Origin of the sequence: Geodermatophilus sp. Leaf369 (assembly GCF_001424455.1) — a bacterium.
GTDB lineage: Bacteria > Actinomycetota > Actinomycetes > Mycobacteriales > Geodermatophilaceae > Klenkia.
The window spans coordinates 539,521-563,346 of record NZ_LMQA01000004.1 but is presented as its reverse complement, the minus strand read 5'-3'; the positions used below and the strand labels follow the sequence as shown (position 1 = coordinate 563,346).

Below are 23,826 nucleotides of genomic sequence, written 5' to 3'. Positions count from 1 at the left end.
TCAGGCGATGGAGCGGTCGGTGCCCACCGGTGCACCGTCGGCGACGTCGAGGGCGCCCTGCACGTCGTCGGTCTCGGCCTGCTCGAGCCCCCCGGTCTGGGAGACCTCGAAGTCCGGGCCGAGCTTCTCCAGCGCGAGCCGGCCGTACACCTGCTGCTGGGTGGCGACGCGCTGGGCGCGGCCCTTGCCCAGGAAGGAGACGATCCAGCTGAACGTGGTGACCACGCGGCTCTTGAACCCGACGATGTAGACCAGGTGCACCAGCAGCCACATCATCCAGGCCAGGAAGCCGGTGACCTTGAGCTTCCCGAGGTCGGCGACGGCGTGGTAGCGGCTGATCGTCGCCATCGAGCCCTTGTCGTGGTAGGTGAAGGCGTCCTTGCCGGCCTTGCCCGCCACCGTCGCCGCGATCTGGTCGGCGGCGAAGCGGCCGCCCTGGATGGCGACCTGGGCGACGCCGGGCAGCTTGTCCAGGCTGGCCATGTCGCCGACGACGAAGACCTCGGGGTGGCCCGGGATCGTGAGGTCCTTCTGCACCTCGACCCGGCCGGCGCGGTCGATGGTCACGTCGCTCTGCTGGGCGAGCAGTGCACCCAGCGGGGAGGCCTGCACACCGGCGGCCCAGATCTTGGTCGCCGCGACGACCCGGCGGGTGGTGCCGTCGGAGTCCTTGACGTCCAGGCCGTTGGCGTCCAGCCCGGTGACCATGGCGCCCAGCTGCACCTCCACGCCGATCTGGTTGAGCTGGCGGTGCGCGTTGCGCTGCAGCTTCTCGTGGAAGGGCGGCAGCACCTTGGGCGCGGCGTCCATCAGGATGACCCGGGCGGTCTTCGGGTCGATGTTGCGGAAGTTGCTCTTCAGGGTGCGGCGGGCCAGCTCGGCGATCTGCCCGGCCATCTCCACCCCGGTGGGGCCGGCGCCGACGACGACGAAGGTCAGCAGCCGGTCGATCTCGGCGGGGTCGGTGGCGACCTCGGCCATCTCGAAGGCGCCCAGGATGCGGCCGCGCAGCTCGAGGGCGTCGTCCACGCTCTTCATGCCGGGGGCGTACTGGGAGAACTGGCTGTTGCCGAAGTAGGACTGCCCGGCACCGGCGGCCACGATGAGGTGGTCGTAGGAGTGCGACGTCTCCCGGCCCAGCAGCCACGAGGTGACGGTCTTCTCGGCCAGGTCGATGTCGACGACCTCGCCGAGGATCACGGTGGCGTTGTCCTGCTTCTTCAGGATGTCCCGGGTCGGCGGGGCGATCTCGCCCTCGCTGATGATGCCGGTGGCCACCTGGTAGAGCAGCGGCTGGAAGAGGTGGTGGCCGGTCTTGGCCACCAGCGTCACGTCGACGTCGGCCTTGCGCAGCCGCTGGGCGGCGAACAGGCCGCCGAACCCGGACCCGATGATGACGACCTTGGGTCGGCGGCCGGTGGTCTGGTTCGTGGGCACAGCAGCAGCTCCGGATGTCGTCATGATGTCTCCATCGTCCCACGCCGAGGGGCCCTGGCGGGTCACCACCCGGCTCGCCCGGGCGAGCGACGTCGGACACAGCGTGACGTGGATGCCCGGAGGCCGCCACCCCCGCGCACGGCGGAGGGCCGCCGTCCCCGGGTGGGGACGACGGCCCTCGGCCGGACGGCGGGTCAGCGGGTGCGGCGACCCACGACGGCCTGGGTGAGCAGGCCGATCCCGATGCCGAGCATCCAGACGTCCTTGGACACCGGGAGCCCGTCCTGGGTGGGGGCGATCGACTTGCCCGGCTTGGTCATGCCCGGGGTGCGCAGGTACAGCCCGAGCAGGCCGCCGGAGAAGGCGGTCAGCGCGGCACCGGCGACGGCGGTCGGCACGAAGGGGGTCAGCAGCGCGGCGCCGATGACCATCTCGGCGGTCGACAGGCCCTTGGCGAAGGTGGCCGGGGCGACCTTCGACAGGAACGGGTAGGTGCCGGCGGCAAAGCCGTGCAGGCCGGCCGCGGTGTCGGCGTCGGCGTTCCGCTTGCCGAGCCCGGAGTTGAGGATGAACGCACCGGTCGCGACACGGGGTGCGATCTCGGCGGGGGTGATGGGCAGACGCATGGGGCCTCGTTCGGGGTCTGGTGCTGGGTGTGGGGAGTGCGGGTCAGTCTGACCGAGGTCAGCGGACGCCGCGGCGCGAGCGGGTGGCGGGCTGCTGTCCGGCGCGGGCGGCGAGCTCGGCGCGGGTGCGGGCCGGGCCCGACGAGCGGCCGGAGCCGCCGCCGCTGCCACCGGAGGAACGACCACCGGAGCGGGCACCACCGGAGGCGCCGCCACCGGCGGGGCTGCGGCGACGTCCGCCGTTGCCGCCACCGCCGCCGCCCTGGGGCTGCTCGACGACCGGGGCCGGCTCGACGTAGGGCGCGGCCGGGCCGGTCAGCGCCACGATCTCCCGGGCGCCGGGCTTGACCGCGGTGACCTCGGGGGTGATCCCGGCCTGGCGGGCCAGCAGCCGCACCTCACCGGCCTGGTCGGGGGTGGCGATGGTGACGACGGTGCCGCCGGCACCGGCGCGCGCCGTCCGGCCCGAGCGGTGCAGGTAGGCCTTGTGCTCGGCCGGCGGGTCGACGTGGACGACGATCGCGACGTCGTCGACGTGGATGCCGCGGGCGGCGATGTCGGTGGCGCACAGCACCCGGGTCGAGCCGTTGGTGAAGGCCTCGAGGTTGCGCTCGCGGGCGTTCTGGCTCAGGTTGCCGTGCAGGTCGACGGCGGGCACCCCGCCGGCGGTGAGCTGCTTGGCCAGCTTCTTGGCCTGGTGCTTGGTGCGGGTGAAGAGCACGACCCGGTCGTGGCCGGAGGCGAGCTCCTTGACGACCTGGCTCTTGTCCAGGGTGTCGACCCGGAACACGTGGTGGGTCATCGTGGAGACCGGGGCGACCGCGGGGTCGACCGAGTGCGTCTTCGGGTGGTCGAGGTAGCGCTTGACCAGGACGTCGACGCCGTTGTCCAGGGTGGCCGAGAACAGCATCCGCTGGCCGACCTTCGGGGTGCGGTCCATCAGGCGCTTGACGCCGGGCAGGAAGCCCAGGTCGGCCATGTGGTCGGCCTCGTCGAGGATCGTGACCTCGACGGCGGACAGGTCGCAGTGGCCCTGGCCGATGAGGTCCTCGAGGCGCCCGGGGCAGGCGATGAGCACGTCGATGCCGCCGGAGAGGGCCTGCACCTGCGGGTTCTGCCCGACGCCACCGAAGATCGTCGTCGTCTTCATGCCCAGCGCGCGGGCCAGCGGGTCGACCACGGCCGAGACCTGGTTGGCCAGCTCACGGGTCGGCACCAGGATCAGCGCGCGCGGCTTGCGCGGCTGGCGCTTGGTGCCCGAGCCCGCGAGGCGGGCGACCAGCGGGATGGAGAAGGCCAGCGTCTTGCCCGAGCCCGTGCGGCCGCGGCCGAGGACGTCCTTGCCGGCCAGGGTGTCGGGCAGCGTGGCGACCTGGATCGGGAAGGGCGAGGCGATCCCGCTGGCGGTCAGCACCTCGACCAGCGGGGCGGGGACGCCGAGCGCGGCGAAGGTGGTGTCGGTGGGCAGCACGGTCGCGTCGGCACCGGCGGGCACCGTCTCGACCCGGGGCTGGACGACGGGCTGCTGCGCGCGCGGGTTGGGGACCTCGGCGGCCACGGGGGCCACGGGGGCCTGGGCCTGGACGCTCTGGTCGGCACCGGTGCCGCGACCACGGCCACCACGACGACGGCGACCGGTGCCGGGAGCGCCGGCCACCTCGGGCTGGGCCGGCTCGTGCCGGGTGACCAGCGGCTGTGCCGGAGCCGACGAGCCGGAGCGGAAGGAGGGGGAGGGGCGACCGCCACCGGCACCGGCCGGGCTGGTGGCCCGACGGCGGGGGCGGTCGTTGGGGGTCTGGCTCGATGTCACAGGGGGTGTCCTCACCGTGAGGTGGCCACCGTCGATCGCCAGGGCGGGGCCCACAGGGAGGGGCCGCACCGTCCGGTCGGACGTCGGGTCGCCGGCGCGCCTCGGTGGCGCAGCCTCGCGCCGACGTCGAGTCCACCTGCTCTCGGATGAGCGGGGGGCGGCGTCGGTGATCACCACTCTCCCACGCCCGGCGCCCGGCACCGTCGGGACGCGGGGGAGTCGGTGCTCACACCCCCGGCGGCGGACCTGCACGTGGCGTACAACGGGACCCCGTGACCACCCAGGACGAGAAGCCCTCCCCGGCCCGGGTGGAGGACCCGCCCTACGAGCCGGACCCCCGCCGCTGGAAGGCCCTCTCGGTCACCCTCGTCGTCGGCTTCATGACCCTGCTCGACGTCAGCATCGTGTCGGTCGCGCTGCCCTCGATGCAGGACGCCCTGGGCACGACGGCGTCCGGGGTGCAGTGGGTGGTCTCGGGCTACGCGCTGACCTTCGGCCTCGTGCTCGTTCCCGCCGGCAGGTTGGGTGACGCGTTCGGCCGACGACGGATCTTCCTGGTCGCCCTGGTGGTGTTCGTGCTCTCCAGCGCCGCGGCCGGGGCCGCACCCAGCGTGCTGATGCTCGTCGTCGCCCGGCTCGTGCAGGGCGTGGCCGCCGGCTTCCTGGCCCCGCAGAACTCCGCGCTGATCCAGCAGCTGTTCCGCGGGCCCGAGCGCGGCAAGGCCTTCGGGCTCTTCGGCGCCACCGTGGGCGTCTCCACCGCGATCGGGCCGGTGGTCGGCGGTCTGCTCATCGGCCTGTTCGGCGAGGACCTCGGCTGGCGGGCGATCTTCTTCGTCAACGTGCCGATCGGCGTCGTCGCGTTCGTGCTGGCCACCCGGCTGCTGCCCAAGGGCCGGCCCTCGGGGACCAGCACCGACATCGACGTCGTCGGCGTGCTGCTGCTCGGGGTCGGCGCCACCCTCGTCCTGCTGCCCCTGGTGCAGGCCGAGTCCGGGGGCATCGCCCGGCTGTGGTGGCTGTTCGTCCTCGGCGCGGCGGCGCTGGCCGCCTTCGCCTGGTGGGAGCGCCGGGTGGTGGCCCGCGACCGGGAGCCGGTCTTCGACGTCCGGCTGCTGACCCAGACCCGCGGGTACGCCTCCGGGGTCGCCGTGGGCACCGTCTACTTCATCGGGTTCAGCGGCATCTGGCTGGTCTTCGCGCTGTTCTTCCAGACCGGGCTGGGCTGGACCCCGCTGGAGTCCGGGCTCGCCGTCGTCCCCTTCGCCATCGGGGCCGCGGTCTCCGCCGCCGTCGCCGGCCGGCTGGTCACCCGGTTCGGCCGGCTGCTGACCGTCATCGGGCTCAGCGTCGTGTCCACCGGGCTCGCCGCCACCGCCGTCGTCGTGTGGCTGGTGCCGACCGACATCCTGGGCTGGGTCGTCGTCCCCACCCTGCTGCTGGCCGGGCTGGGCGGTGGGTTCGTGATCAGCCCGAACATCACCCTCACCCTGCGCGAGGTGCCGGTGCGGATGGCCGGCGCCGCCGGCGGCGGGCTGCAGACCATGCAGCGCTTCGGCGCCGCGCTGGGCTCGGCGGTCCTGCCGGGGCTGTTCTACGTGGTGTTGTCCAGCTCCGGGCAGCAGTACCCGGTCGCGGCCGGTGTCGCGCTGGGGACGGCGGTCCTGGGCGCGGTCGCCGCGCTGGTCATCGCCGTCCTGGACTGGCGCAAGGACCGTCCCGGCGGGCCCCGGGACGTGGAGGACGCGGCGGCCGAGGAGCACGCGCACGCCCACCACGTGCACTGATCCTCAGCCGCTCGCACCCCGGTAGGTGCGGCGGTAGGCGAGCGGGGAGACCCCGATCGCGGCGTGCAGGTGCTGGCGCAGTGACGTCGCGCTGCCGAACCCGGCCTGCTCGGCGACCCGGTCGACGCTGACGTCGGTGGTCTCCAGCAGGTGCCGGGCCCGGTGCACCCGCTGCTGGGTGAGCCACCGCAGCGGGCTCTGGCCGGTCTCCTCCCGGAAGTGCCGGGTCAGGGTGCGCACGCTGGTGCCGGCGTGCCGGGCGAGGTCGTCGAGGGTGAGCGCGCGGTCGAGTCGGTGCAGGGCCCACTCCCGGGTCGCCGAGGTGCCCGAGCCGGTCTCGATGGGCACCGGGCGGTCGACGAACTGGGACTGCCCGCCGGTCCGCCAGGGCGCCACCACCCGGCGGCGGGCCACGTCGGCGGCCACCGCGTTGCCGTGGTCGCGGCGCACCACGTGCAGCAGCAGGTCGATGCCGGCGGCGTTCCCCGCGCTGGTCAGCACGTCGCCGTCGTCGACGAAGAGCACGTCGGGGTCCAGGCGCACCTGCGGGTGCAGCCGGGCGAAGCGCTCGGCGTGCATCCAGTGCGTGGTCGCCGTCCGGCCGTCCAGGAGCCCCGCGGCGGCGAGCACGAAGGCGCCGGTGCAGATCGACACCACCCGGGACCGGGACGCTGCCGCACGCAGCACGGCGACCAGGTCGGCGGGCACCTCGTCCGGGGTCGGCCACGGCCACCCGGAGACCCCGGGGACGACGACCGTGTCGGCCCCGTCCAGCAGGGCGGCGTCCCCGTCGGGCAGCAGCCGGTAGCCGGCAGAGGTGGTGATCGGGCCGCCGTCGGGCGTCGCGGTGCGCACCCGGTAGAGCGGCCGGCCCGTCTCGTCCTGGGCCCCGCCGAGGAAGGCGTGCGGGAGGCCCGTCTCGAAGGCGATCCCGGTGTCCAGGGCCAGGACGACGACCTCGTGCAGAGCCATGGCCGGATCCTTGCACGTGGTGGCCGTCCGGCCACTGTTCTCCGGCGGCGGGAGACGTCATGCTCAGCCCCGTGACCGCCGCACCGCGCACCCGCCGGATCCACCCCGCCTGGTGGGTCGCCGCGGTGACCTTCCTGGCGCTGGTCGGGGCGGCGGCGTTCCGGGCGGTGCCTGGTGTGCTCATCGAGCCGCTGCAGGAGGAGTTCGGCTGGTCGACGTCGACCATCTCCGCCGCGGTCGGGCTGAACATGGCGCTCTACGGGCTGACCGCACCCTTCGCCGCGGCCCTGATGGAGCGCTTCGGGACCCGGCGGGTCGTGGTCAGCGCGCTGCTCGTCGTCGCGGTCGGGTCCGGGCTGACCGTGTTCATGACCGCGCCGTGGCAGCTGGTGCTGTGCTGGGGGCTGCTCGTCGGTCTCGGCACGGGATCGATGGCCATGTCGCTGGTCGCCACCATCACCGGACGCTGGTTCGTCGCCCGCCGCGGCCTGGTCTCCGGCGTGCTGACCGCCGGCGGGGCGGCCGGGCAGCTGGTGTTCCTGCCCGTCGTCGCCCAGGTCTCGGCCGCGCACGGCTGGCGACCGGCGGCCCTGGGGACGACGGCTGCCGCCCTCGTGGTCATCCCGTTGGTCGCGTTCTTCCTGCGCGACCGGCCCAGCGACGTCGACGCGGTGCCCTACGGCGGCACGGCGGCCGACGAGCCGCCCCGGGCCACCGGCAACGCCGCCCGCACCGCGCTCGCCGGGCTCGCGCTGGCGTCGAGGACCCGGGTGTTCTGGCTGCTGGCCGCCGGGTTCGCGATCTGCGGGGCCACCACGAACGGGCTCGTGCAGCCGCACTTCATCCCGGCCGCGCACGACCACGGCATGCCGGTGACCACCGCGGCGTCACTGCTGGCCCTGGTCGGGCTGTTCGACATCGCCGGCACCATCGCCTCGGGCTGGCTGACCGACCGGGTCGAGCCGCGCCTGCTGCTGCTGGCCTACTACTCGCTGCGCGGGTTGTCGCTGTTCCTGCTGCCGCCGCTGTTCGGCTCGGACCTGCAGGCCTCGATGATCGCGTTCATCGTGTTCTACGGCCTGGACTGGGTGGCCACCGTGCCGCCCACCCTCGCCCTCTGCCGGCAGCACTTCGGCGCCCGCGCCCCGGTGGTGTTCGGCTGGGTGTTCGCCAGCCACCAGGTCGGGTCGGCGATCGCGGCGTACTCGGCCGGGGTGGTCCGCGACGTCACCGGCACCTACGACGCCGCCTGGTACGGCGCGGCGCTGCTCTGCCTGGTCGCGGCCGGGCTGTCCATCGCGATCCGTAAGGGCTCGGCGTCGGTCCCGCCGTCCGCCCCCGACCCGGAGCTGGCCGCTGCCGAGGACGCCGTCACCCGCGGCTGACCCGCCCGCCCCTGCCCCCGGCGTCGATCAGCTCCGACGACCACCGTGCGTCCTCCTCCACCGGCGTCGGTGGAGGAGGACGGAGTTTCGTCGTCCCAGCTGATCAACGCCGGGGCGGCGGAGGGGTCACCAGGGGATGGGGCCGTCGTCGTCGGAGTAGGTGCCGGTGGGGCCGCCGTCGGGGAGGGTGGCCAGGCGGATCGGGGTCTGGGCGCCCTGCGCCGGGGTGCGGGTGCCGCGGAAGCCGTTGAGGTCGGTGGCCACGAAGCCGGGGCAGCCCATGTTGACGAGGATCCCGGTGCCCGCCAGCTCCTTGGCGTACTGCACGGTGACCGCGTTGAGGTAGGTCTTGGACGGTGAGTAGGCCGCCGACAGCGGGCCGGTCGTACCGTCGTCGGCGCTCTGCCGGGTCAGCGACCCCACCCCGCTGGAGACGTTGACGATCCGTGGGGACGGCGAGCGGCGCAGCAGCGGCAGCACTGCGTTGGTCAGCCGGATCACGCCCCAGACGTTGACCTCCACGGCCGCACGGACGGCGTCCAGGTCCACCTCGCTGGGTGTCTGCACCCCGCCGCCGGTGACCCCGGCGTTGTTCACCAGCACGTCGAGGCCGCCACGCTCGGCCAGCAGGGCCGCGGCGGCGGCCACGCTCGCGTCGTCGGTCACGTCCAGCGGCACCCCGAACGCGTCCACCCCGGCCTCGCGCAGCCGGGCCACTGCGGCCTCGCGGCGCTCGTCGTCCCGGGCGCCGACGCCCACGGCCCAGCCGAGTCGGCCCAGCCCGGCGGCGATCTCGTACCCGATGCCCTTGTTCGCGCCGGTGACCAGCGCTGTCGTCGTCATGCGCCCAGGGTCGTCGCGCCCGGGGGCCCTGCGCCACCACCGATCGGGTGCGATCGATGCTCCGCGGGTATCGGTGGGCGTACGGTCATCGGGTGGAGACACGGGAGCTGCGCTACGTCGTGGCCGTGGCCGAGGAGCTGCACTTCGGGCGGGCGGCCCGGCGGCTCGGCATCGCCCAGCCGCCGCTGTCCCGGGCGATCAGCCAGGTGGAGCGCCGGTTGGGCACCCCGCTGTTCGAGCGCACCAGCCGCGTCGTCCGGCTGACCGCGGCCGGTGAGGTCCTGCTGCGCGAGGGGCGGGCCGCGCTGGCCGCGGTCGAGGCCGCCGAGCGGCGCACCCGTCGGGCTGCCCCGGACACCGGGCAGGCCGGCGTCGTGCTGGTGACCAAGGCGGGCGCGTCGGCCGAGCTGCTCGCCAAGCTGCTGGACGCGTACGCCGCCGAACCCGACACAGTGGCCGTCGACGTGCTGCTCTGCGGGATCGGCGAGCAGGAGCCGATGCTTCGCGACGGCCGCGCCGACGTCGCTCTGCTGCACCGGCCGTACGACTCCACCGCCGGGCTGGACGTCGAGGAGCTCGCCACCGAGGGGCAGCTCGCCGTGCTGCCGGCCGGCCACCCGCTCAGCGGCCGCACCGACGTCGTCCTGGCCGACCTGGACGACCTGCCCGGCCTCCCCGCGCCCCGTTGGCCGGGCCCCAGCGGCGTCTCGGCCGGGCCCGGCCCCGAGGTGCGCGACCACGCCCAGCTGCTCCAGCTCATCGCGCTGGGCCGCACGTTCGCGGTGCTGCCCGAGTCGGTCCGGCCACAGCTGCACGAGGGCCTCACCGCGGTGCCGGTGCTCGACGCGCCGCCGGTCACGACGGTGATCGCGTGGCCGCCGCACAGCCGGTCCCGCGCCGTGGCCGGCCTGGTGCGGACGGCGCTGCGGCTCTGATGCGACGGCCCCCCGCAGTCCTGGCCGTCGCAACCGGGATGTGCCTGCTCTCGGCCTGCTCGCCGATCGTGCAGGGCTCGCCGGCGATCGGGCTCGACGCCGGCGGGCGGCTGATCGGGGCGGTGCAGCCCTGCACGGTCGACGTGACCGTCGCGCACCTGCGGGCGGACGGGGCGGACGAGGACCTGGTGACCTGGGAGCGGTCCTCGGCCGAGGAGGGTCTGCAGGTGTGGCTGCTGGGCCCGGGGCGCTCGCTGGCCTGGTCCCGGTCCGGCGAGCTGCCCGACCTCGACCCCGCCACCACCTACGAGTTCTGGGTGTCCGCCGACGACGACCAGGAACGCACCGACCGGCTGAGCGTGACCGGCGCCGAGATCGCCGCGCTCACCGCCGGTCAGGTGCTGGTGCCCCCGGACTGGTCGGGCCAGGGCGCCGAGCCGCCGGCCGCCGTCCTGTCCCTGGGCGACCTCGCCGACCTCCCCTGCTGACCGGACCCGCCTCCCAGCGTGGATCAGGTGACCTGATCAAAGACTGGCCGCCCTCACCAACGTTGCTGAGGGAGGACAGTTCTTGATCAGGAGACCTGGTCCACGCTGCGGGCCGGGACGCGCGAGCCCAGGGCGGCGCGGACCAGGTCCGCGCCGCGTTCGGCGATCATGATCGTCGGGGCGTTGGTGTTGCCGCGGACCAGGGTCGGCATGACCGAGGCGTCGACGACGCGCAGGCCGTCGATGCCGTGCACCCGCAGCTCGGGGTCGACGACGGACTGGTCGTCGGTGCCCATCCGGGCCGAGGACACCGGGTGGTACAGCGACTCCAGGGTCTGGCGGACGGCGTCGCGCAGCCCCTCCCGGCTGGACACGGTGCCGCCGGGGGACCACTCCTCGGCGAGCACCCCGGCCAGCGGGCCGACCGAGGCGATCTCGCGGGCCTTCTGCACCCCGGTGACCAGCGCCTCGAGATCCCGGTCGTCGGTGAGGTACCCGGCGTCGATGGCCGGGGCCCAGGTGGGGTCGGCCGAGCGCAGCCGTACCGAGCCGCGGGAGTGCACGTCGACCAGCACGGCGCAGGCGGTGAACGCGTCGACGTCGGGGTCGACCCGGGCCTGCTGCCAGTACTTCACCGGCAGGAAGTGGAACTGCAGGTCGGGCTCGGCCAGCTCGGGGGACGAGCGGGTGTAGAGCCCGGCCTCGGCCAGGTTGGACGTCAGCGGCCCACGGCGGCGGGCGAACCACTGCGCGTAGCCGGCCGGGGACTCGCCGCGGAACAGCGAGCGGCCCTCCCGGACGTGCCAGATGGTCGGCACCAGCGGGTGGTCCTGCAGGCCCCTGCCGACGCCGGGCAGGTCGTGCGCCACCTCCACGCCCACGTCGCGCAGGTGGTCGGCCGGTCCGATGCCCGAGAGCATCAGCAGCTGCGGGGAGTTGATCGCACCGCCGGACAGCAGCACCTCCTCGGCGTGGACCGCGTGCCGCTGCCCGCCGGAGAGGTACTCGACGCCGGTGGCGCGCGACCCGTCCAGCAGCACCCGGGTGACCTGGGCGCCGGTCCGCACGGTCAGGTTGGGCCGGTGCAGCGCCGGCCGGAGGTAGGCGTCGGCGGTCGACCAGCGGCGGCCGCGCTTCTGGGTCAGCTGGTACAGCCCGGCGCCCTCCTGCCGGGCCCCGTTGAAGTCCGGGTTGCGCGGGTACCCGGCGGCCACCGCGGACTCCACGACCGCGCGCGACCACGGGTGCGGGGAGCGGGGGTCCTCCACCCGCAGCGGGCCGCCCACGCCGTGGAAGTCGTCGGCGCCGCGGCCGTTGTCCTCCATCCGGCGGAACAGCGGCAGCACCTGCTCGTAGGACCACGAGGGGTCGCCGGTGCGTGCGGCCCACGCGTCGTAGTCGGCGGCCGCGCCCCGGATGTAGATCATCGCGTTGATCGAGCTGGACCCGCCCAGCAGCTTGCCGCGCGGCCAGAACAGCGACCGGCCGGCAGCGGCGGGCTGCGGCTCGGTGGCGTAGTTCCAGTCCCGCCGGGTGCGGAAGGTCTTGTAGAGGGCGGCCGGGACCTGCACCTCGAGCACGTCGTCGGACCCGCCGGCCTCCAGCAGCAGCACCGACAGCGCCGGGTCCTCGCTCAGCCGGCCGGCCAGCGCGCAGCCGGCCGACCCGGCGCCGACCACGACGACGTCGAACGAGGAGGTCACCGGTGCCGTCCGTGCACCAGGCCCATGACCCGGGCGAGGGCGTCGGCGGCCTTCGCGGGTCGTCCGAAGCTCATCAGCGCCACCGGGAGCGGGAAGCGCTGGCGGGTGATCGCCTTGGCCCGGGTGAACTCGCGCAGCCCGTCCTCGCCGTGGATCCGGCCGAAGCCGCTCTCCCCGACCCCACCGAAGGGCAGCGCCGGCACCGAGGCGAACGTGATCACCGAGTTGACGCTGGTCATCCCGCTGCGCATCCGGCGGGCCAGGTCCATGCCGCGCTTCGCGGAGCCCGCGAACACCGAGCCGCCCAGCCCGAGCGACGTGCCGTTGGCCAGCTCCAGCGCCTGCTCGGCGTCGGCCACCCGGGTGATCGTGATCGTCGGGCCGAAGGTCTCCTCCTGCACCGCCGACGAGGTCTCGGGCACGTCCAGCAGCACGGTGGGGGCCACGTACCCGCCGTCCACGCTGCCGCCGACCACGGCCCGACCGCCGGTGGCGGCCGCGTCGTCCAGGTGCCGCTGCACGACCTCCGTCTGGGACGGCATGGTCATCGGGCCGTAGGAGGCACCGTCGTCCGAACCCGGGCGCAGCGCGGCGACCTGGTCGGTGACCGCGGCGACGAAGGAGTCGTAGACGGCGGCGGTGGCGTAGACCCGCTCGATCCCGATGCAGGTCTGCCCGGCGTTGCTCATCGCACCCCAGACGGCGGCGTCCGCCGCGGCGGCCACGTCGGCGTCGTCGTCGACGATCATCGCGTCCTTGCCGCCGCACTCCATCAGCACGGGGGTGAGGGTCTCGGCGCAGGTGGCCATGACCTTCCGGCCGGTGGCGGCCGAGCCGGTGAAGGCGATCTTGCCGACGCCGGCGCGGCAGAGCGCGGTGCCGGTCGGGCCGAGGCCGGTCACCACCTGCAGGGCGTCGGGGGCGTCGGGGACGGCGGCCGACCACGCCTCCGCGAGCCACGCGCCGATCGCCGGGGTGAACTCGCTGGGCTTGAACACGACGGCGTTGCCGGCGGCGAGGGCGTAGGCGATCGAGCCCATCGGGGTGAACACCGGGTAGTTCCACGGGCCGATGACGCCGACCACGCCGAGGGGCTGGTACTCCAGCACCGCCTGGTGGTTGGCTGCGAGCAGCCCGGGGTGGACCGACCGGGGTCCGAGGGTCTTCCGGGCGTGCGCGCCGGCCCAGGCCAGGTGGTCCACCGCCAGGGTGATCTCCAGGACGGCGTCGGCGTGCGGCTTGCCGTTCTCCCGGTGCACCAGGTCGGCGAGCTCGTGCATCCGGCGGGCGAGGTACCCCCGGTACGCGGCCAGCCGCTCCTTGCGCCCGTCGAACCCGAGCGCGGCCCACGCCGCGGCCGCCACCCGGGCGCGGGCGACGGCGGCGGTCACCGCGGCCTCGTCGGCGACCGGGAACTCGGCGACCAGGGTGCCGGAGGCGGGGTTCGTGGAGCGGAACGTCTCGGCAGCGCTGCCGACCGACGGTTCGACCAGGGTCATGCCGCGGGAGAGTACCCCGGTTGTTACCCGCCAGTAGGGCGGCGACGGACGCCCCCACGGTGCCCCCACGTGGGTGACGTTGCGGAACAAGTCCGTCCGCATGCGGCACGCTGCGGTCGCAGGCGACGACGGGGGTGGGCGCGATGCGGTGGCCGAGCGGGTGGGGACCGAGCCAGGTGGCTCAGGCGGTACGCCCGGGAACACCGCGCGCAGCGGCGCCGCCCACCGGTGGGGGTGCGCCGGACCCGCCACCGGCCGCACCCGTCGCCGTCCTCGTCCCGGGATGACGGGGCAGAGGGGTCACCCGGTCTTCGCGGACCTCTTGGCCGCCCGCTTGGCCTTGCGCGCCTGCTCGGCCTCGTAGCGCAGCTTGTCCTTGGCCCGCTTGCCCGCGTTCGCCTCGCGGGAGGCCGCCCGCTTGCGGGCCCGGGCCAGCTCGCGCTCCTCGAAGGTGGTGCTCCTCCCGGTGCTGCCCAGGAACGACACGACCAGCAGGATGCCGCCGAAGACCAGCACGGCGGTGCCCAGGATCGGGTCGAGGAGGTAGCCGCCGAGGACGGCCAGCGCCCAGACGCCGGCACCGGTCAGCACGCGCTTGCTCATGGGGCCGAGTATCCGCCCGGGACTGCGACGGGCGGCGGGGTGGGCGAGGATCGGCCGGTGACGACCTCGCTGCCCGACGGTCCGCCCTTCCGCGCCGACCACGTCGGGAGCCTGCTGCGACCGCCGTCCCTGCTCGAGGCCCGGGGCCGGTTCGCCGCCGGGGAGCTGGACGCCGACGGGCTGCGGGCCGTCGAGGACGAGGCGGTGGACGAGGTCGTCCGGATGCAGGCCGACGTCGGGCTGCAGACCGCCACGGACGGCGAGTTCCGCCGGGCGTCCTGGCACATGGACTTCATCTACGCGATCACCGGCATCTCGAAGGCCGACCAGGACCTCGCCGTCCACTTCACGAACGCCGACGGCACCCTCGACTTCACCCCGGCCGGGCTGCGGGTGGACGGTCCGCTCTCGATCGACGAGCCGGTGTTCGCCGACGACTTCGCGTTCCTGCAGGGATCGGTGCAGCCGGCGCAGACGGCGAAGCTGACGATCCCCTCGCCCTCGATGGTCCACTACCGGGGCGGCGCGGCGGCGATCGATCCCGCCGTCTACCCCGACGAGGACTCCTTCTGGGACGCCCTGTCCGGGGCCTACCGCCAGCAGGTCGCCGGGATCGCCGCCCAGGGGTGCCGCTACCTGCAGCTCGACGACACCTCGCTGGCCTACCTCAACGACCCGGCGCAGCGGGCCGAGCTCGCCGGGCAGGGCCGGGACGCCGAGCACCAGCACGAGCGGTACATCGCCCAGATCAACGCCGCGCTGACCGGTCGGCCCGAGGGCCTGACGGTCACCACCCACATGTGCCGGGGCAACTTCCGCTCCTCCTGGGTGGCCGAGGGCGGCTACGACTTCGTCGCCGAGGCGCTGTTCGGCGGCCTGGAGGTCGACGGGTTCTTCCTGGAGTTCGACGACGCCCGCTCCGGGGGGTTCGAGCCGCTGCGCTTCGTCCCGCCGGGCAAGCGGGTCGTGCTCGGACTGGTCACCACCAAGCGGCCTGAGCTGGAGCGCAAGGACGACCTCAAGCGCCGCATCGAGGAGGCCGCCCGGTACGTGCCGCTGGAGCAGTTGGCGCTGTCCCCGCAGTGCGGGTTCTCCTCGACCGTGGAGGGCAACGCGCTGACCCGGGACGAGCAGATCGCCAAGCTCGCCCTGGTCGTGGAGACGGCCGCGGAGGTGTGGGGCTGACCCGGTCCGGACCGGTCGTGCGGGCCTGGACACGGGGTGTCAGCGCGACCTAGCCTCTGCGCCAACGGTTGAGACCACAGCCGGCACTCCACGGGACCCGCACCCGAAGGCCGACACATGACCGTCCCCGCTCCCGCGCCGCCGATGCGCGTGCACGTCGAGACCTCGACGACCTCCTCGGTGCTGGTGGTCGTCTCCGGCGACGTCGACTCCTCCACCGCCCCCGGCCTGACCGGCGCGCTCACCGAGGCCCTGGTCCGCCCCGGTGTCGCCGAGGTCGTCGTCGACCTGCGGCGGGTGACCTTCCTGGACTCCGCCGGTCTCTGCGCCCTGGCCCGTGCGCACCGGGAGGCCCTGCGCTGCGGCCGGGTGGTGTTGCTGCGGGTCGGCGACACCCGGGCCGTCGTCCGGCCGCTGCAGATGACCGGTCTGTGGGACGTGCTGGCCCGCACCCCCGACTGACGCCGGGCGCGGTGCGCCACGATGCGCCGGTGACCGCCGACCTCCCCCCGTCCCTGCAGGACCTCGCCGCCCGGTTCGGGCACCTGCTCACCCCGCCGGCCCGCGAGGTCGGGCTGGACGCCGCGCGGGCCCGGTTCGCCGAGCTGCTGGCGCTCGGGACCGCCGGGGCCCCGGACGTCGCGACCGAGGAGCTCGACCTCGGGGGCGGCCTGACCGCGCTGTGCCAGCGGCCGACCGCACCGGGTGGGGCGACCGTGGTGTTCTGCCACGGCGGCGGCTGGACAGTGGGCACGGCGGGGGAGTACGCCGGGCTGACCGCGCGACTGGCACAGGCGCTGGACGCCGTCGTGGTCTCGGTGGAGTTCCGCCGCGCCCCTGAGCACCCGTTCCCGGCTGCCGTCGAGGACGCCGTCGCCGGGGTGCGCTGGGCGTTGGAGCACGCCGCCGAGCTCGGTGGTGACCCCGACCGGGTGGTCGTGGCCGGGGACAGCGGCGGCGGCAACCTCGCCGCGGTGGCCTGCCAGCAGCTGCGTGACGCCGGGGGACCGCAGCCGGCCGCCCAGCTGCTCCTCTACCCCTCCGTGGCCGCCGGGGTCGACTGGCCCTCGGTGGCCGCGCACGGGACCTCACCGTTCCTCTCCCTGGCCGACATGGGCTTCTACACCCGCGGCTACGTACCGCGTGGCACCCCGCTGACCGACCCGCGGATCAGCCCGCTGGAGGGCGGGCTGGCCGGCCTCCCGCCGGCCCTGGTGGTCACCGCCGAGCTCGATGCGCTGCGCGACTCCGGTGGCGCATACGCCGCCGGGCTCGCCGACGCCGGGGTGCCGGTGGCGCGCCTGGACCTGGCCGGGGTGCCGCACGGGTTCGCCCACCTGGTCGCCCTGGACGCCGGCTGCGCGGACGCCCTGGAGCGGGTGTCCACCGCCGCCCGGCGGCTCCCGCCCCTCCGGTGACAGGCCGTCGGTAACGGGCGGATAACGAAACACCCCTCCGGATGCCGAACGGCGCGTCGACCCTTCCGCTGGTTCACAGCTGCCACCTAGTGTCCGCCCTCACACCACGGACGTGAGGCAGACCACGTCGTCGGTGCGTGCGACCTCCATCGACGAAGGGCGGCACGTGCTCGCAGTCAGCAACCTCGAGGTCGTCTACGACGACGTCGTGCTGGTGCTCCGGGGGGTGAGCCTCGAGGTCCCGGAGGGACAGGTCGTGGGCCTCCTGGGCGCCAACGGCGCCGGCAAGACGACCCTGCTCCGGGCGCTGTCCGGCCTCCTGGACATCCACCACGGCGCGGTCACCCGCGGCCAGATCACCCTCGACGGCGAGCGCATCGACCACCTGGACCCCCAGCAGGTCGTGGCCCGCGGTGTCAGCCAGGTGCTCGAGGGCCGCCGCGTCTTCGGGGAGTTCTCCGTCGAGGAGAACCTCCGGGTGGGCGCCCACACCAAGCCCAAGGACCGCGCCGGCAACCTGGAGCGGGTCTACGGGCTGTTCCCCCGGCTGCTCGAGCGGCGCACCCAGGCCGCGGGCTACCTCTCCGGCGGCGAGCAGCAGATGCTGGCCATGGGCCGGGCGCTGATGAGCAACCCGCGCTACCTGCTCCTGGACGAGCCGAGCCTGGGCCTGGCCCCGCAGCTGGTGGCCAACATCCGCGACCTGATCACCACGATCAACGAGCAGGGGACGACGGTCCTGCTGGTCGAGCAGAACGCCTCGATGGCGCTGTCGATCTCCGAGCACGGCTACGTGCTGGAGAACGGCCGGGTCGTGATGGACAAGCCGGCCGCCGAGCTCCTCGACGACGACGACATCAAGGAGTTCTACCTCGGCCTGGGGGCCGAGGGCGCCGAACGCAGCTTCCGCGACGTGAAGCACTACCGACGTCGGAAGCGGTGGCTGTCATGACCCACGCGGTCAGCGAGAACGTGCTCGAGGTCAGCGACGTCACCCTGCGGTTCAAGGGCGTGACGGCGATCAACGGGGTGTCCTTCACCGTCGGGCAGCAGGAGCTGTTCGCGGTGATCGGCCCCAACGGCGCGGGCAAGACCTCGATCTTCAACGTCCTGTCCGGGGTGTACCGGCCCCAGGAGGGCTCGGTGCGGTTCCGCGGCGAGGAGGTGCTCGGTCAGCGCCCGCACGTGCTGGCCGGCAAGGGCCTGGCGCGCACGTTCCAGAACATCGAGCTCTTCGAGAACCTCACCGTGGTGGACAACCTGATGCTGGGCCGGGCCCACCAGGTGTCCTACGGCGTCTTCAGCGCCGCGGCGTGGTTCGGCCGTGCCCGCAGGAGCGAGATGCGCGACCGCGCCGCGGTCGAGGAGATCGTGGACTTCCTGGAGCTCGCCTCCTACCGCCGGATGCCGGTCGGGCTGCTGCCCTACGGGATCCAGAAGCGGGTCGAGCTCGGCCGTGCGCTGGCCATGGAGCCGACCCTGCTCCTGCTGGACGAGCCGGTCGCCGGGATGAACCTGGAGGAGACCGAGGACATGGCCCGGTTCATCCTCGACATCCGCGACGAGCTGGCCATCTCGATGGTCATGGTCGAGCACGACATGGGCCTGGTCATGGACCTGGCCGACCGGATCATGGTCGTGGACTTCGGCGTCCCGATCACCACCGGCACCCCGCGCGAGGTGCAGCGCGATCCCGACGTGATCAAGGCCTACCTCGGTGAGGACCACGACACCGGCGGACGCCGCAAGAAGACCGCCGACGAGTCGGCCGTGACCGAGGAGGTCTCGTGACCACCACCGTCGACACCACGACGACCGGCCGGACCGGGACGACGACGAGCATCGTCACCCGGGTCCGTGACCGCGCCCGGGAGACCCCGCGCGGGGTCGCCATGCGCAGCAAGCAGCTGGGCCTGTGGCGGGAGACCTCCTGGGCGGAGTACTGGGACGACGTGCAGGACGTCGCCCACGGGCTGATGGCCCTGGGTGTCGAGCGCGGCGACCGCGTCGCCATCCAGTCGGAGAACCGGCGCGAGTGGCTGTCGACCGACCTGGGCACGCTCGCCGCCGGCGCGGTCACGGTCGGGCTCTACCCCACCAACCCCGCGGCCGAGGTCGTGCACGTGCTCGCCGACTCCGGTGCGCGGGTGCTCGTCGCCGAGGACCAGGAGCAGCTGGACAAGGCCCTCGAGGTCGCCGACCGCACCCCGGACCTGCAGCACCTGGTCTACCTCGACCCGCGCGGCATCCGCGGCCGGTACACCGACCCGCGGCTGCTGCACTGGGAGGACTTCCTGGCGATGGGCCGGGAGCACCGGGCCGCGCACCCCGACGCCGTCGACGCCTCGCTGGCCGCCACCCGGCCCGAGGACCTGATGACGCTGATCTACACCTCGGGCACCACCGGGCTGCCCAAGGGCGCGATGCTCTCGGTGGCCAACGCCGAGGCCACGATCGCCTCCTTCACCGGGGACGGCGGCCTGCTCGACCCGCCCGCGGGTCCTGCCGACCTGGCGCTGAGCTACCTGCCGCTGTGCCACGTCGCCGAGCGGATCTTCACCACCTGGAACAACGCCGCCACCGGCATCCAGGTGAACTTCGCCGAGTCGATCGACACCGTCCCGGAGAACCTCCGGGAGATCCAGCCGACCTTCTTCTTCGCCGTCCCGCGGATCTGGGAGAAGCTGCTGGCCACCGTGCAGGTGCGGCAGGCCTCGGCCAGCCCGCTCAAGCGCAACGTCGGCAACGCCGGGCTCGCCCTGGCGCGACGGGTGGGGGAGACCCTGGCCCGCACCGGGGGGAAGCACACGGTCTCCAGCCGGGTGCAGCACGCGATCGCCTGGGTGCTCGTCGTCCGGGCCCTGCGCGACCGGCTGGGCCTGCGCCGGGTGCGCTGGGCCGGGTGCGGTGCCGCCCCCGTGGCCACCGACGTCCTCCAGTTCTTCATGGGCCTGGGCGTGCCGGTGCACGAGGTCTACGGGATGACCGAGAACACCGCCTCGGCCACCGCCAACCGCCCCGGCCGGATCCGGCTGGGCACGGTCGGCGAACCGCACGACGCGGTGGAGCTGCGCATCGACGAGACCACCGGGGAGGTGCTGACCCGCGGGCCGGCCACCTTCCTCGGCTACTGGAAGCGCCCGGACGCCACCGCCGAGGCCGTCGACGCCGACGGTTGGCTGCACACCGGCGACGTCGGGGTGCTCGAGGACGGGCGGCTGCGGATCACCGACCGGATGAAGGACATCCTGATCACCGCCGGGGGCAAGAACATCGCGCCCTCGGAGATCGAGAACGCCGTCAAGGTGAGCCCGATGATCAAGGAGGCCGTGGTCATCGGCGACCGCCGGCCCTACCTCGTGGCGCTGATCGGGATCGAGCCCGACACCGTCTCCGACTGGGCCCAGCGCAACAAGATCTCCTTCACCACCTACCGCGACCTGACCGAGAAGCCCGAGGTCGTCGCGTTGGTCCAGGCCCAGGTCGACGAGGTGAACGCGAACCTCGCGACCGTCGAGCAGATCAAGGACTTCCGGCTGCTGCCCAAGCTGCTCGACCACGAGGACGGCGAGCTCACCGCGACCCAGAAGGTCCGACGTTCCGCGCTCGCCGAGCGCTTCGGTCCCCTCGTCGAGGGGATGTACTCGAGAGGTTCCGCCCGATGAGGGACGTCCTGCTGACCACCATCCGCGGACTGGGCTTCGGCTCGATCTACGCGATGCTCGCCGTCAGCTTCGTGATCATCTACAAGTCGTCCAAGGTGATCAGCTTCGCCCAGCCGGCGCTGATGCTGGCGGGGGCGGTGCTGGTCAGCTACCTGGCCGGCCCGGTCGGCTTCTACCTCGCGGTGCCGCTGGCCGCGATCGGCATCGCCGCGCTCGGCCTCGGGCTGGAGCGGACCACCATCCGCCCGATGATCGGCCGGCCGGTCTTCGTCGTCGCGATCATCACGCTGGGCCTGGACATCGCGATCCGGGTCGTCGTGAACGTCTTCATCGGCCCCGACGTGCGCAACGTCGGTGACCCGTGGGGGCTGAACACCGTCGACGTCGCCGGGCTGCCGGTGCAGGAGCGCTACATCGCGATGGTCGTGGTGCTGGTCGTGGTGGTCGGGGCGCTGTTCGCCTTCTTCCGGTACAGCCGCTACGGGCTGGCCATGCGGGCGGCCTCGCTGGACCAGGAGACCGCACTGGTGCAGGGGGTCTCGGTCGGTGCGATGACCGCACTGGCCTGGGCGATGGCCGGTGGTCTCGCCGCGGTCGCCGGGGCCTTCGTGGGCGCCGGCGGCGGGGTGGACCAGTCCACCTGGGTCATCGCGCTCAAGGCGTTGCCGGCGATCATCATCGGCGGCCTGGACTCCATCGAGGGCGCCGTCGTGGGCGGCCTGCTCGTCGGGATCGTGGAGTCCTTCTTCGCCAGCTACCAGGGGGAGTACCTGCCCTGGCTCGGGCAGAACTTCTCGCTGGTCTCCCCGTACGTCCTGCTGCTGGTCGTCCTGCTGGTGAAGCCCTACGGGCTGTTCGGCACCCGAGAGGTGGAACGCGTGTGACCGCGCTCGAGAACCGTCCGGCGGAGCGTGCGACGCCCGCCCCGGCCAAGGGGCGGCGCCCCTGGGGCCGCCCGGCCATGTACACCGGTTACGGCCAGGACATGGCACTGCTCAACACCGGTGCCAAGAAGGCCGCACTGGCCGTCCTGCTGGTCGTGGCCCTGCTGCTGCCCTTCGTGCTGGAGGACGAGCTGCTGCGGCTGCTGGCCACCGGCGCGGTGCTCGCGATCGGGGCGATCGGGCTCAACCTGGTCACCGGGTACGCCGGGCAGGTCAGCCTCGGGCACGCCTTCTTCCTCGGCATCGGTGCCTACACCGCGGCCGTGGTCAGCGGGGAGACCGGCGACGAGGACCTCTACGGGTTCGGCATCACGTTCATCCCGGTGTGGCTGCTGGCCGGTGGCGCGATGGCGGCGCTGGTCGGGCTGGTCGTCGCACCGCTGGCCTCCCGGCTGCGGGGGCTCTACCTGGCGATCGTGACCCTGGGTCTGGTCTTCCTCGGTGAGCACGTGTTCCGCGAGTGGGACGCGGTCACCGGCGGTGTCGGCGTGGGCCGGCCGGCCGCGGACCCGGTGCTGTTCGGGGTGGACCTCTCCCGGTCCACCGACGCGTTCAGCGCCGACCAGCAGATGTACCTGCTGATGACGGCGCTGCTGGTGCTCTTCGCGCTGCTGGGCCGCAACATCGCCCGCTCGGCGATCGGCCGCAGCTTCGCCGCCGTCCGCGACCGGGACATCGCCGCGGAGGTGACCGGGGTCGACGTCCGCAAGGCCAAGCGGCTGGCGTTCGTGATCTCCGGCTTCTACGCCGGGTGCGCCGGGGCGCTGCTGTACTCGATCTCGGGCTACCTGGACCCCAGCTCGTTCGGCCTGCTGGTCAGCGTGCAGTTCGTGGCCATGGTGCTGATCGGCGGTGTCGCGACGATCTCCGGCTCGATCATGGGCGCCTTCTTCATCGCGATCCTGCCCCGGCTGACCCGCGAGCTGCCCGAGTACCTGCCCTTCCTCTCCTCCTCGGCCACCGAGTTCCCCAACGTCTTCCAGGTGGAGACGCTGCTCTACGGGTTGCTCATCGTGGCCTTCCTGATCTTCGAGCCCCGCGGCCTGTTCGGCGTGTGGGTCCGAGCCCGGAACTACTGGAAGTCCTGGCCCTTCAGCTACTGACGGCCACCCAGAACTCCCGCCCGTCGACGACGACGGGTGGGTCACCCGACCGGCACCGACGCCGGCACGAAGGGAGCACGACAGATGAGCAGCACCACCACACGCCGGCGGGTGGCGGCGGCCTCCCTGGCCGGCCTCGCGGTCTTCGCCGCGGGTTGCCGCGGCGGCAGCGAGGACCCTGCTGACGGCGGGGGCGGCGAGGGCGGCAGCATCGCCACCGACGTCGGCGTCACCAGCGACCCCTGCCCGGAGGCGGTGAACCCGGACAACGGGTGCATCTACCTCGGCACGCTCTCCGACCTCACCGTCGGCCCCTTCGCCGCTGCCGGCCCGACGATCGTCGCCGGCCAGGAGGCGTTCTGGAACCGGGTCAACGAGGACGGCGGCATCGGCGGCTACGACGTCAACGTCAGCGAGTACGTGCGGGACAACCAGTACAACCCGCAGGTCACCAACCAGGTCTACCAGGAGATCAAGCCCGACATCCTGGGCCTGGCGCAGACCCTCGGGTCGCCCCCCACCGCCTCGATCGTGGAGGACCTGGCCGCCGAGGACATCGTCGCGGCGCCGGCCGGCTGGACCTCCCTGTACCTCTTCCAGGACGTCATCCTGGAGTCCGGCCCGACCTACTGCGCCGAGGCCATGAACGGCGTGGACTACGCGGCCGAGACCTACTCCGCGGAGTCGGTGATGGCCGTGCACTACGCCGGTGACTACGGCGGGGACGCCGCCGCCGGAGCGTCGGTCGCCGCCGAGGCCAACGGCCTGGACTTCGCCAACGTGGAGACCACCGCTGGCACCGACAACCAGTCCGCCGCCGTGGCCGCCATCGTCGACCAGCAGCCCGACGTCGTCGTGGTCTCCACCGGCCCGGCCGACATGGCCACGATCGTCGGCCAGTCCGTCGCCGCCGGTTTCCAGGGCCGCTTCCTGGGCTCCTCGCCCACCTGGAACGTCGCCCTGCTGCAGAGCCCGGCCGCGCCGGCGCTGACCGCCAGCTACCAGCTGCTCGGGCCGTGGGGCCCCTGGGACACCGACAGCCCCGGCCACGAGGCCATGCGTGAGGCTGCCGGCGACACCACGCCCAACGAGTTCTTCCTGTCCGGCTGGGTCTGGTCCTACCCGATGAAGGCCGCCCTCGAGGCTGCTGCGGACTCCGGCGACCTGACCCGTGAGGGTCTGGCCACCGCGTCGGCCGCGCTCGAGTCGGTCGACTACGAGGGCATCCTCCCCGAGGGGTCGGGCAACTACGCCAACGGCGGGGACGCCGCTGCGGTCCGCACCACCCAGCTCTCCGACGTCAGCGCGGACGCCTCCACCGGCGTCACGGTGGCCGAGGCCGACCTGGAGGGCTCGACCGCCGAGGGCTACGAGTTCACCGAGCCCTGCTACGAGGCGATCGACCTCGGCTGATCCACCGGCA

The 23,826-nt window shown here is 73.6% G+C and carries 21 protein-coding genes; 13 read left to right on the top strand and 8 right to left on the bottom strand.

Annotated features, from left to right (window positions below; all coding sequences use genetic code 11):
- The 3 genes from ASG36_RS18995 to ASG36_RS18985 form a co-directional block, all read right to left on the bottom strand.
- Entirely contained in the window at positions 1-1,461 is a 1,461-nt protein-coding gene (locus tag ASG36_RS18995; RefSeq protein WP_055767645.1) for an NAD(P)/FAD-dependent oxidoreductase, read from the bottom strand.
- Positions 1,462-1,631: 170 nt separating this feature from the next.
- Positions 1,632-2,063 (bottom strand): hypothetical protein, encoded by a 432-nt coding sequence (locus tag ASG36_RS18990; protein WP_055767642.1) that lies wholly within the window; start codon positions 2,061-2,063, stop codon positions 1,632-1,634.
- A gap of 58 nt (positions 2,064-2,121) precedes the next feature.
- Entirely contained in the window at positions 2,122-3,873 is a 1,752-nt protein-coding gene (locus ASG36_RS18985) for a DEAD/DEAH box helicase (RefSeq protein WP_235495258.1), read from the bottom strand.
- A gap of 272 nt (positions 3,874-4,145) precedes the next feature.
- Here ASG36_RS18985 and ASG36_RS18980 point away from each other — a divergent pair, with 272 nt between their 5' ends.
- On the top strand, positions 4,146-5,660 hold the full coding sequence (locus ASG36_RS18980) for an MFS transporter (RefSeq protein ID WP_235495256.1): 1,515 nt from the start codon (positions 4,146-4,148) through the stop codon (positions 5,658-5,660).
- A gap of 3 nt (positions 5,661-5,663) precedes the next feature.
- Here ASG36_RS18980 and ASG36_RS18975 read toward each other — a convergent pair whose 3' ends face one another.
- Positions 5,664-6,632 (bottom strand): GlxA family transcriptional regulator, encoded by a 969-nt coding sequence (locus tag ASG36_RS18975; protein WP_055767639.1) that lies wholly within the window; start codon positions 6,630-6,632, stop codon positions 5,664-5,666.
- Between the two features lie 71 nt (positions 6,633-6,703).
- Here ASG36_RS18975 and ASG36_RS18970 point away from each other — a divergent pair, with 71 nt between their 5' ends.
- Positions 6,704-8,017, top strand: coding sequence for an MFS transporter (locus ASG36_RS18970; RefSeq protein ID WP_235495254.1), 1,314 nt, complete (start codon positions 6,704-6,706; stop codon positions 8,015-8,017).
- Between the two features lie 126 nt (positions 8,018-8,143).
- Here the strand turns inward: ASG36_RS18970 and ASG36_RS18965 are convergent, their stop codons facing one another.
- Complete coding sequence (locus ASG36_RS18965; RefSeq protein WP_055767633.1) at positions 8,144-8,860, bottom strand: SDR family oxidoreductase; 717 nt, start codon at positions 8,858-8,860, stop codon at positions 8,144-8,146.
- Between the two features lie 92 nt (positions 8,861-8,952).
- Between ASG36_RS18965 and ASG36_RS18960 the strand changes: the two genes are divergently transcribed.
- Complete coding sequence (locus tag ASG36_RS18960) at positions 8,953-9,795, top strand: LysR family transcriptional regulator (protein ID WP_055767630.1); 843 nt, start codon at positions 8,953-8,955, stop codon at positions 9,793-9,795.
- The gene (locus ASG36_RS18955) at positions 9,795-10,283 is read left to right on the top strand and encodes a hypothetical protein (protein ID WP_157498956.1); all 489 of its coding nucleotides are present in this window, start codon (positions 9,795-9,797) and stop codon (positions 10,281-10,283) included. Before ASG36_RS18960 ends, ASG36_RS18955 begins: the two co-directional genes overlap by 1 nt.
- An 86-nt stretch (positions 10,284-10,369) precedes the next feature.
- Here ASG36_RS18955 and ASG36_RS18950 read toward each other — a convergent pair whose 3' ends face one another.
- From ASG36_RS18950 to ASG36_RS18940, 3 genes are all read right to left on the bottom strand, one after another.
- Positions 10,370-11,986, bottom strand: coding sequence for a GMC family oxidoreductase (locus ASG36_RS18950; protein ID WP_055767623.1), 1,617 nt, complete (start codon positions 11,984-11,986; stop codon positions 10,370-10,372).
- Positions 11,983-13,485 carry an aldehyde dehydrogenase family protein gene (locus ASG36_RS18945; RefSeq protein ID WP_055767620.1) on the bottom strand — a complete coding sequence of 501 codons (1,503 nt, stop codon included), beginning with the start codon at positions 13,483-13,485 and terminating at the stop codon, positions 11,983-11,985. The genes ASG36_RS18950 and ASG36_RS18945 overlap by 4 nt, the downstream gene beginning before the upstream one ends.
- A gap of 300 nt (positions 13,486-13,785) precedes the next feature.
- Positions 13,786-14,088 carry a hypothetical protein gene (locus ASG36_RS18940; RefSeq protein ID WP_157498954.1) on the bottom strand — a complete coding sequence of 101 codons (303 nt, stop codon included), beginning with the start codon at positions 14,086-14,088 and terminating at the stop codon, positions 13,786-13,788.
- Between the two features lie 57 nt (positions 14,089-14,145).
- Here ASG36_RS18940 and ASG36_RS18935 point away from each other — a divergent pair, with 57 nt between their 5' ends.
- From ASG36_RS18935 to ASG36_RS18895, 9 genes are all read left to right on the top strand, one after another.
- Positions 14,146-15,273 (top strand): 5-methyltetrahydropteroyltriglutamate--homocysteine S-methyltransferase, encoded by a 1,128-nt coding sequence (locus tag ASG36_RS18935; RefSeq protein ID WP_055767614.1) that lies wholly within the window; start codon positions 14,146-14,148, stop codon positions 15,271-15,273.
- Between the two features lie 117 nt (positions 15,274-15,390).
- A complete protein-coding gene (locus ASG36_RS18930; protein ID WP_082523284.1) occupies positions 15,391-15,735 on the top strand; it encodes an STAS domain-containing protein in 345 nt (114 codons plus the stop codon).
- Positions 15,736-15,764: 29 nt separating this feature from the next.
- The gene (locus tag ASG36_RS18925) at positions 15,765-16,691 is read left to right on the top strand and encodes an alpha/beta hydrolase (RefSeq protein WP_055767607.1); all 927 of its coding nucleotides are present in this window, start codon (positions 15,765-15,767) and stop codon (positions 16,689-16,691) included.
- A gap of 166 nt (positions 16,692-16,857) precedes the next feature.
- A complete protein-coding gene (locus ASG36_RS18920; RefSeq protein ID WP_055767933.1) occupies positions 16,858-17,643 on the top strand; it encodes an ABC transporter ATP-binding protein in 786 nt (261 codons plus the stop codon).
- Positions 17,640-18,482 (top strand): ABC transporter ATP-binding protein, encoded by an 843-nt coding sequence (locus ASG36_RS18915; RefSeq protein ID WP_055767604.1) that lies wholly within the window; start codon positions 17,640-17,642, stop codon positions 18,480-18,482. The genes ASG36_RS18920 and ASG36_RS18915 overlap by 4 nt, the downstream gene beginning before the upstream one ends.
- The gene (locus ASG36_RS18910; RefSeq protein WP_055767601.1) at positions 18,479-20,356 is read left to right on the top strand and encodes a long-chain fatty acid--CoA ligase; all 1,878 of its coding nucleotides are present in this window, start codon (positions 18,479-18,481) and stop codon (positions 20,354-20,356) included. Before ASG36_RS18915 ends, ASG36_RS18910 begins: the two co-directional genes overlap by 4 nt.
- Positions 20,353-21,240 carry a branched-chain amino acid ABC transporter permease gene (locus ASG36_RS18905; protein ID WP_055767598.1) on the top strand — a complete coding sequence of 296 codons (888 nt, stop codon included), beginning with the start codon at positions 20,353-20,355 and terminating at the stop codon, positions 21,238-21,240. Before ASG36_RS18910 ends, ASG36_RS18905 begins: the two co-directional genes overlap by 4 nt.
- Positions 21,237-22,403, top strand: coding sequence for a branched-chain amino acid ABC transporter permease (locus ASG36_RS18900; protein ID WP_200944566.1), 1,167 nt, complete (start codon positions 21,237-21,239; stop codon positions 22,401-22,403). Before ASG36_RS18905 ends, ASG36_RS18900 begins: the two co-directional genes overlap by 4 nt.
- 84 nt (positions 22,404-22,487) lie before the next feature.
- On the top strand, positions 22,488-23,816 hold the full coding sequence (locus tag ASG36_RS18895; RefSeq protein WP_082523317.1) for an ABC transporter substrate-binding protein: 1,329 nt from the start codon (positions 22,488-22,490) through the stop codon (positions 23,814-23,816).
- The last annotated feature ends 10 nt before the right edge of the window (positions 23,817-23,826 follow it).

What these genes read in the sequence shown, in the direction of transcription:
- ASG36_RS18995 (WP_055767645.1), bottom strand. Translation starts at nt 1,461, where the DNA reads ATGACGACATCCGGAGCTGCTGCTGTGCCCACGAACCAGACCACCGGC.
- ASG36_RS18990 (WP_055767642.1), bottom strand. Translation starts at nt 2,063, where the DNA reads ATGCGTCTGCCCATCACCCCCGCCGAGATCGCACCCCGTGTCGCGACC.
- ASG36_RS18975 (WP_055767639.1), bottom strand. Translation starts at nt 6,632, where the DNA reads ATGGCTCTGCACGAGGTCGTCGTCCTGGCCCTGGACACCGGGATCGCC.
- ASG36_RS18965 (WP_055767633.1), bottom strand. Translation starts at nt 8,860, where the DNA reads ATGACGACGACAGCGCTGGTCACCGGCGCGAACAAGGGCATCGGGTAC.
- ASG36_RS18955 (WP_157498956.1), top strand. Translation starts at nt 9,795, where the DNA reads ATGCGACGGCCCCCCGCAGTCCTGGCCGTCGCAACCGGGATGTGCCTG.
- ASG36_RS18945 (WP_055767620.1), bottom strand. Translation starts at nt 13,485, where the DNA reads ATGACCCTGGTCGAACCGTCGGTCGGCAGCGCTGCCGAGACGTTCCGC.
- ASG36_RS18940 (WP_157498954.1), bottom strand. Translation starts at nt 14,088, where the DNA reads ATGAGCAAGCGCGTGCTGACCGGTGCCGGCGTCTGGGCGCTGGCCGTC.
- ASG36_RS18930 (WP_082523284.1), top strand. Translation starts at nt 15,391, where the DNA reads ATGACCGTCCCCGCTCCCGCGCCGCCGATGCGCGTGCACGTCGAGACC.
- ASG36_RS18915 (WP_055767604.1), top strand. Translation starts at nt 17,640, where the DNA reads ATGACCCACGCGGTCAGCGAGAACGTGCTCGAGGTCAGCGACGTCACC.
- ASG36_RS18905 (WP_055767598.1), top strand. Translation starts at nt 20,353, where the DNA reads ATGAGGGACGTCCTGCTGACCACCATCCGCGGACTGGGCTTCGGCTCG.
- ASG36_RS18895 (WP_082523317.1), top strand. Translation starts at nt 22,488, where the DNA reads ATGAGCAGCACCACCACACGCCGGCGGGTGGCGGCGGCCTCCCTGGCC.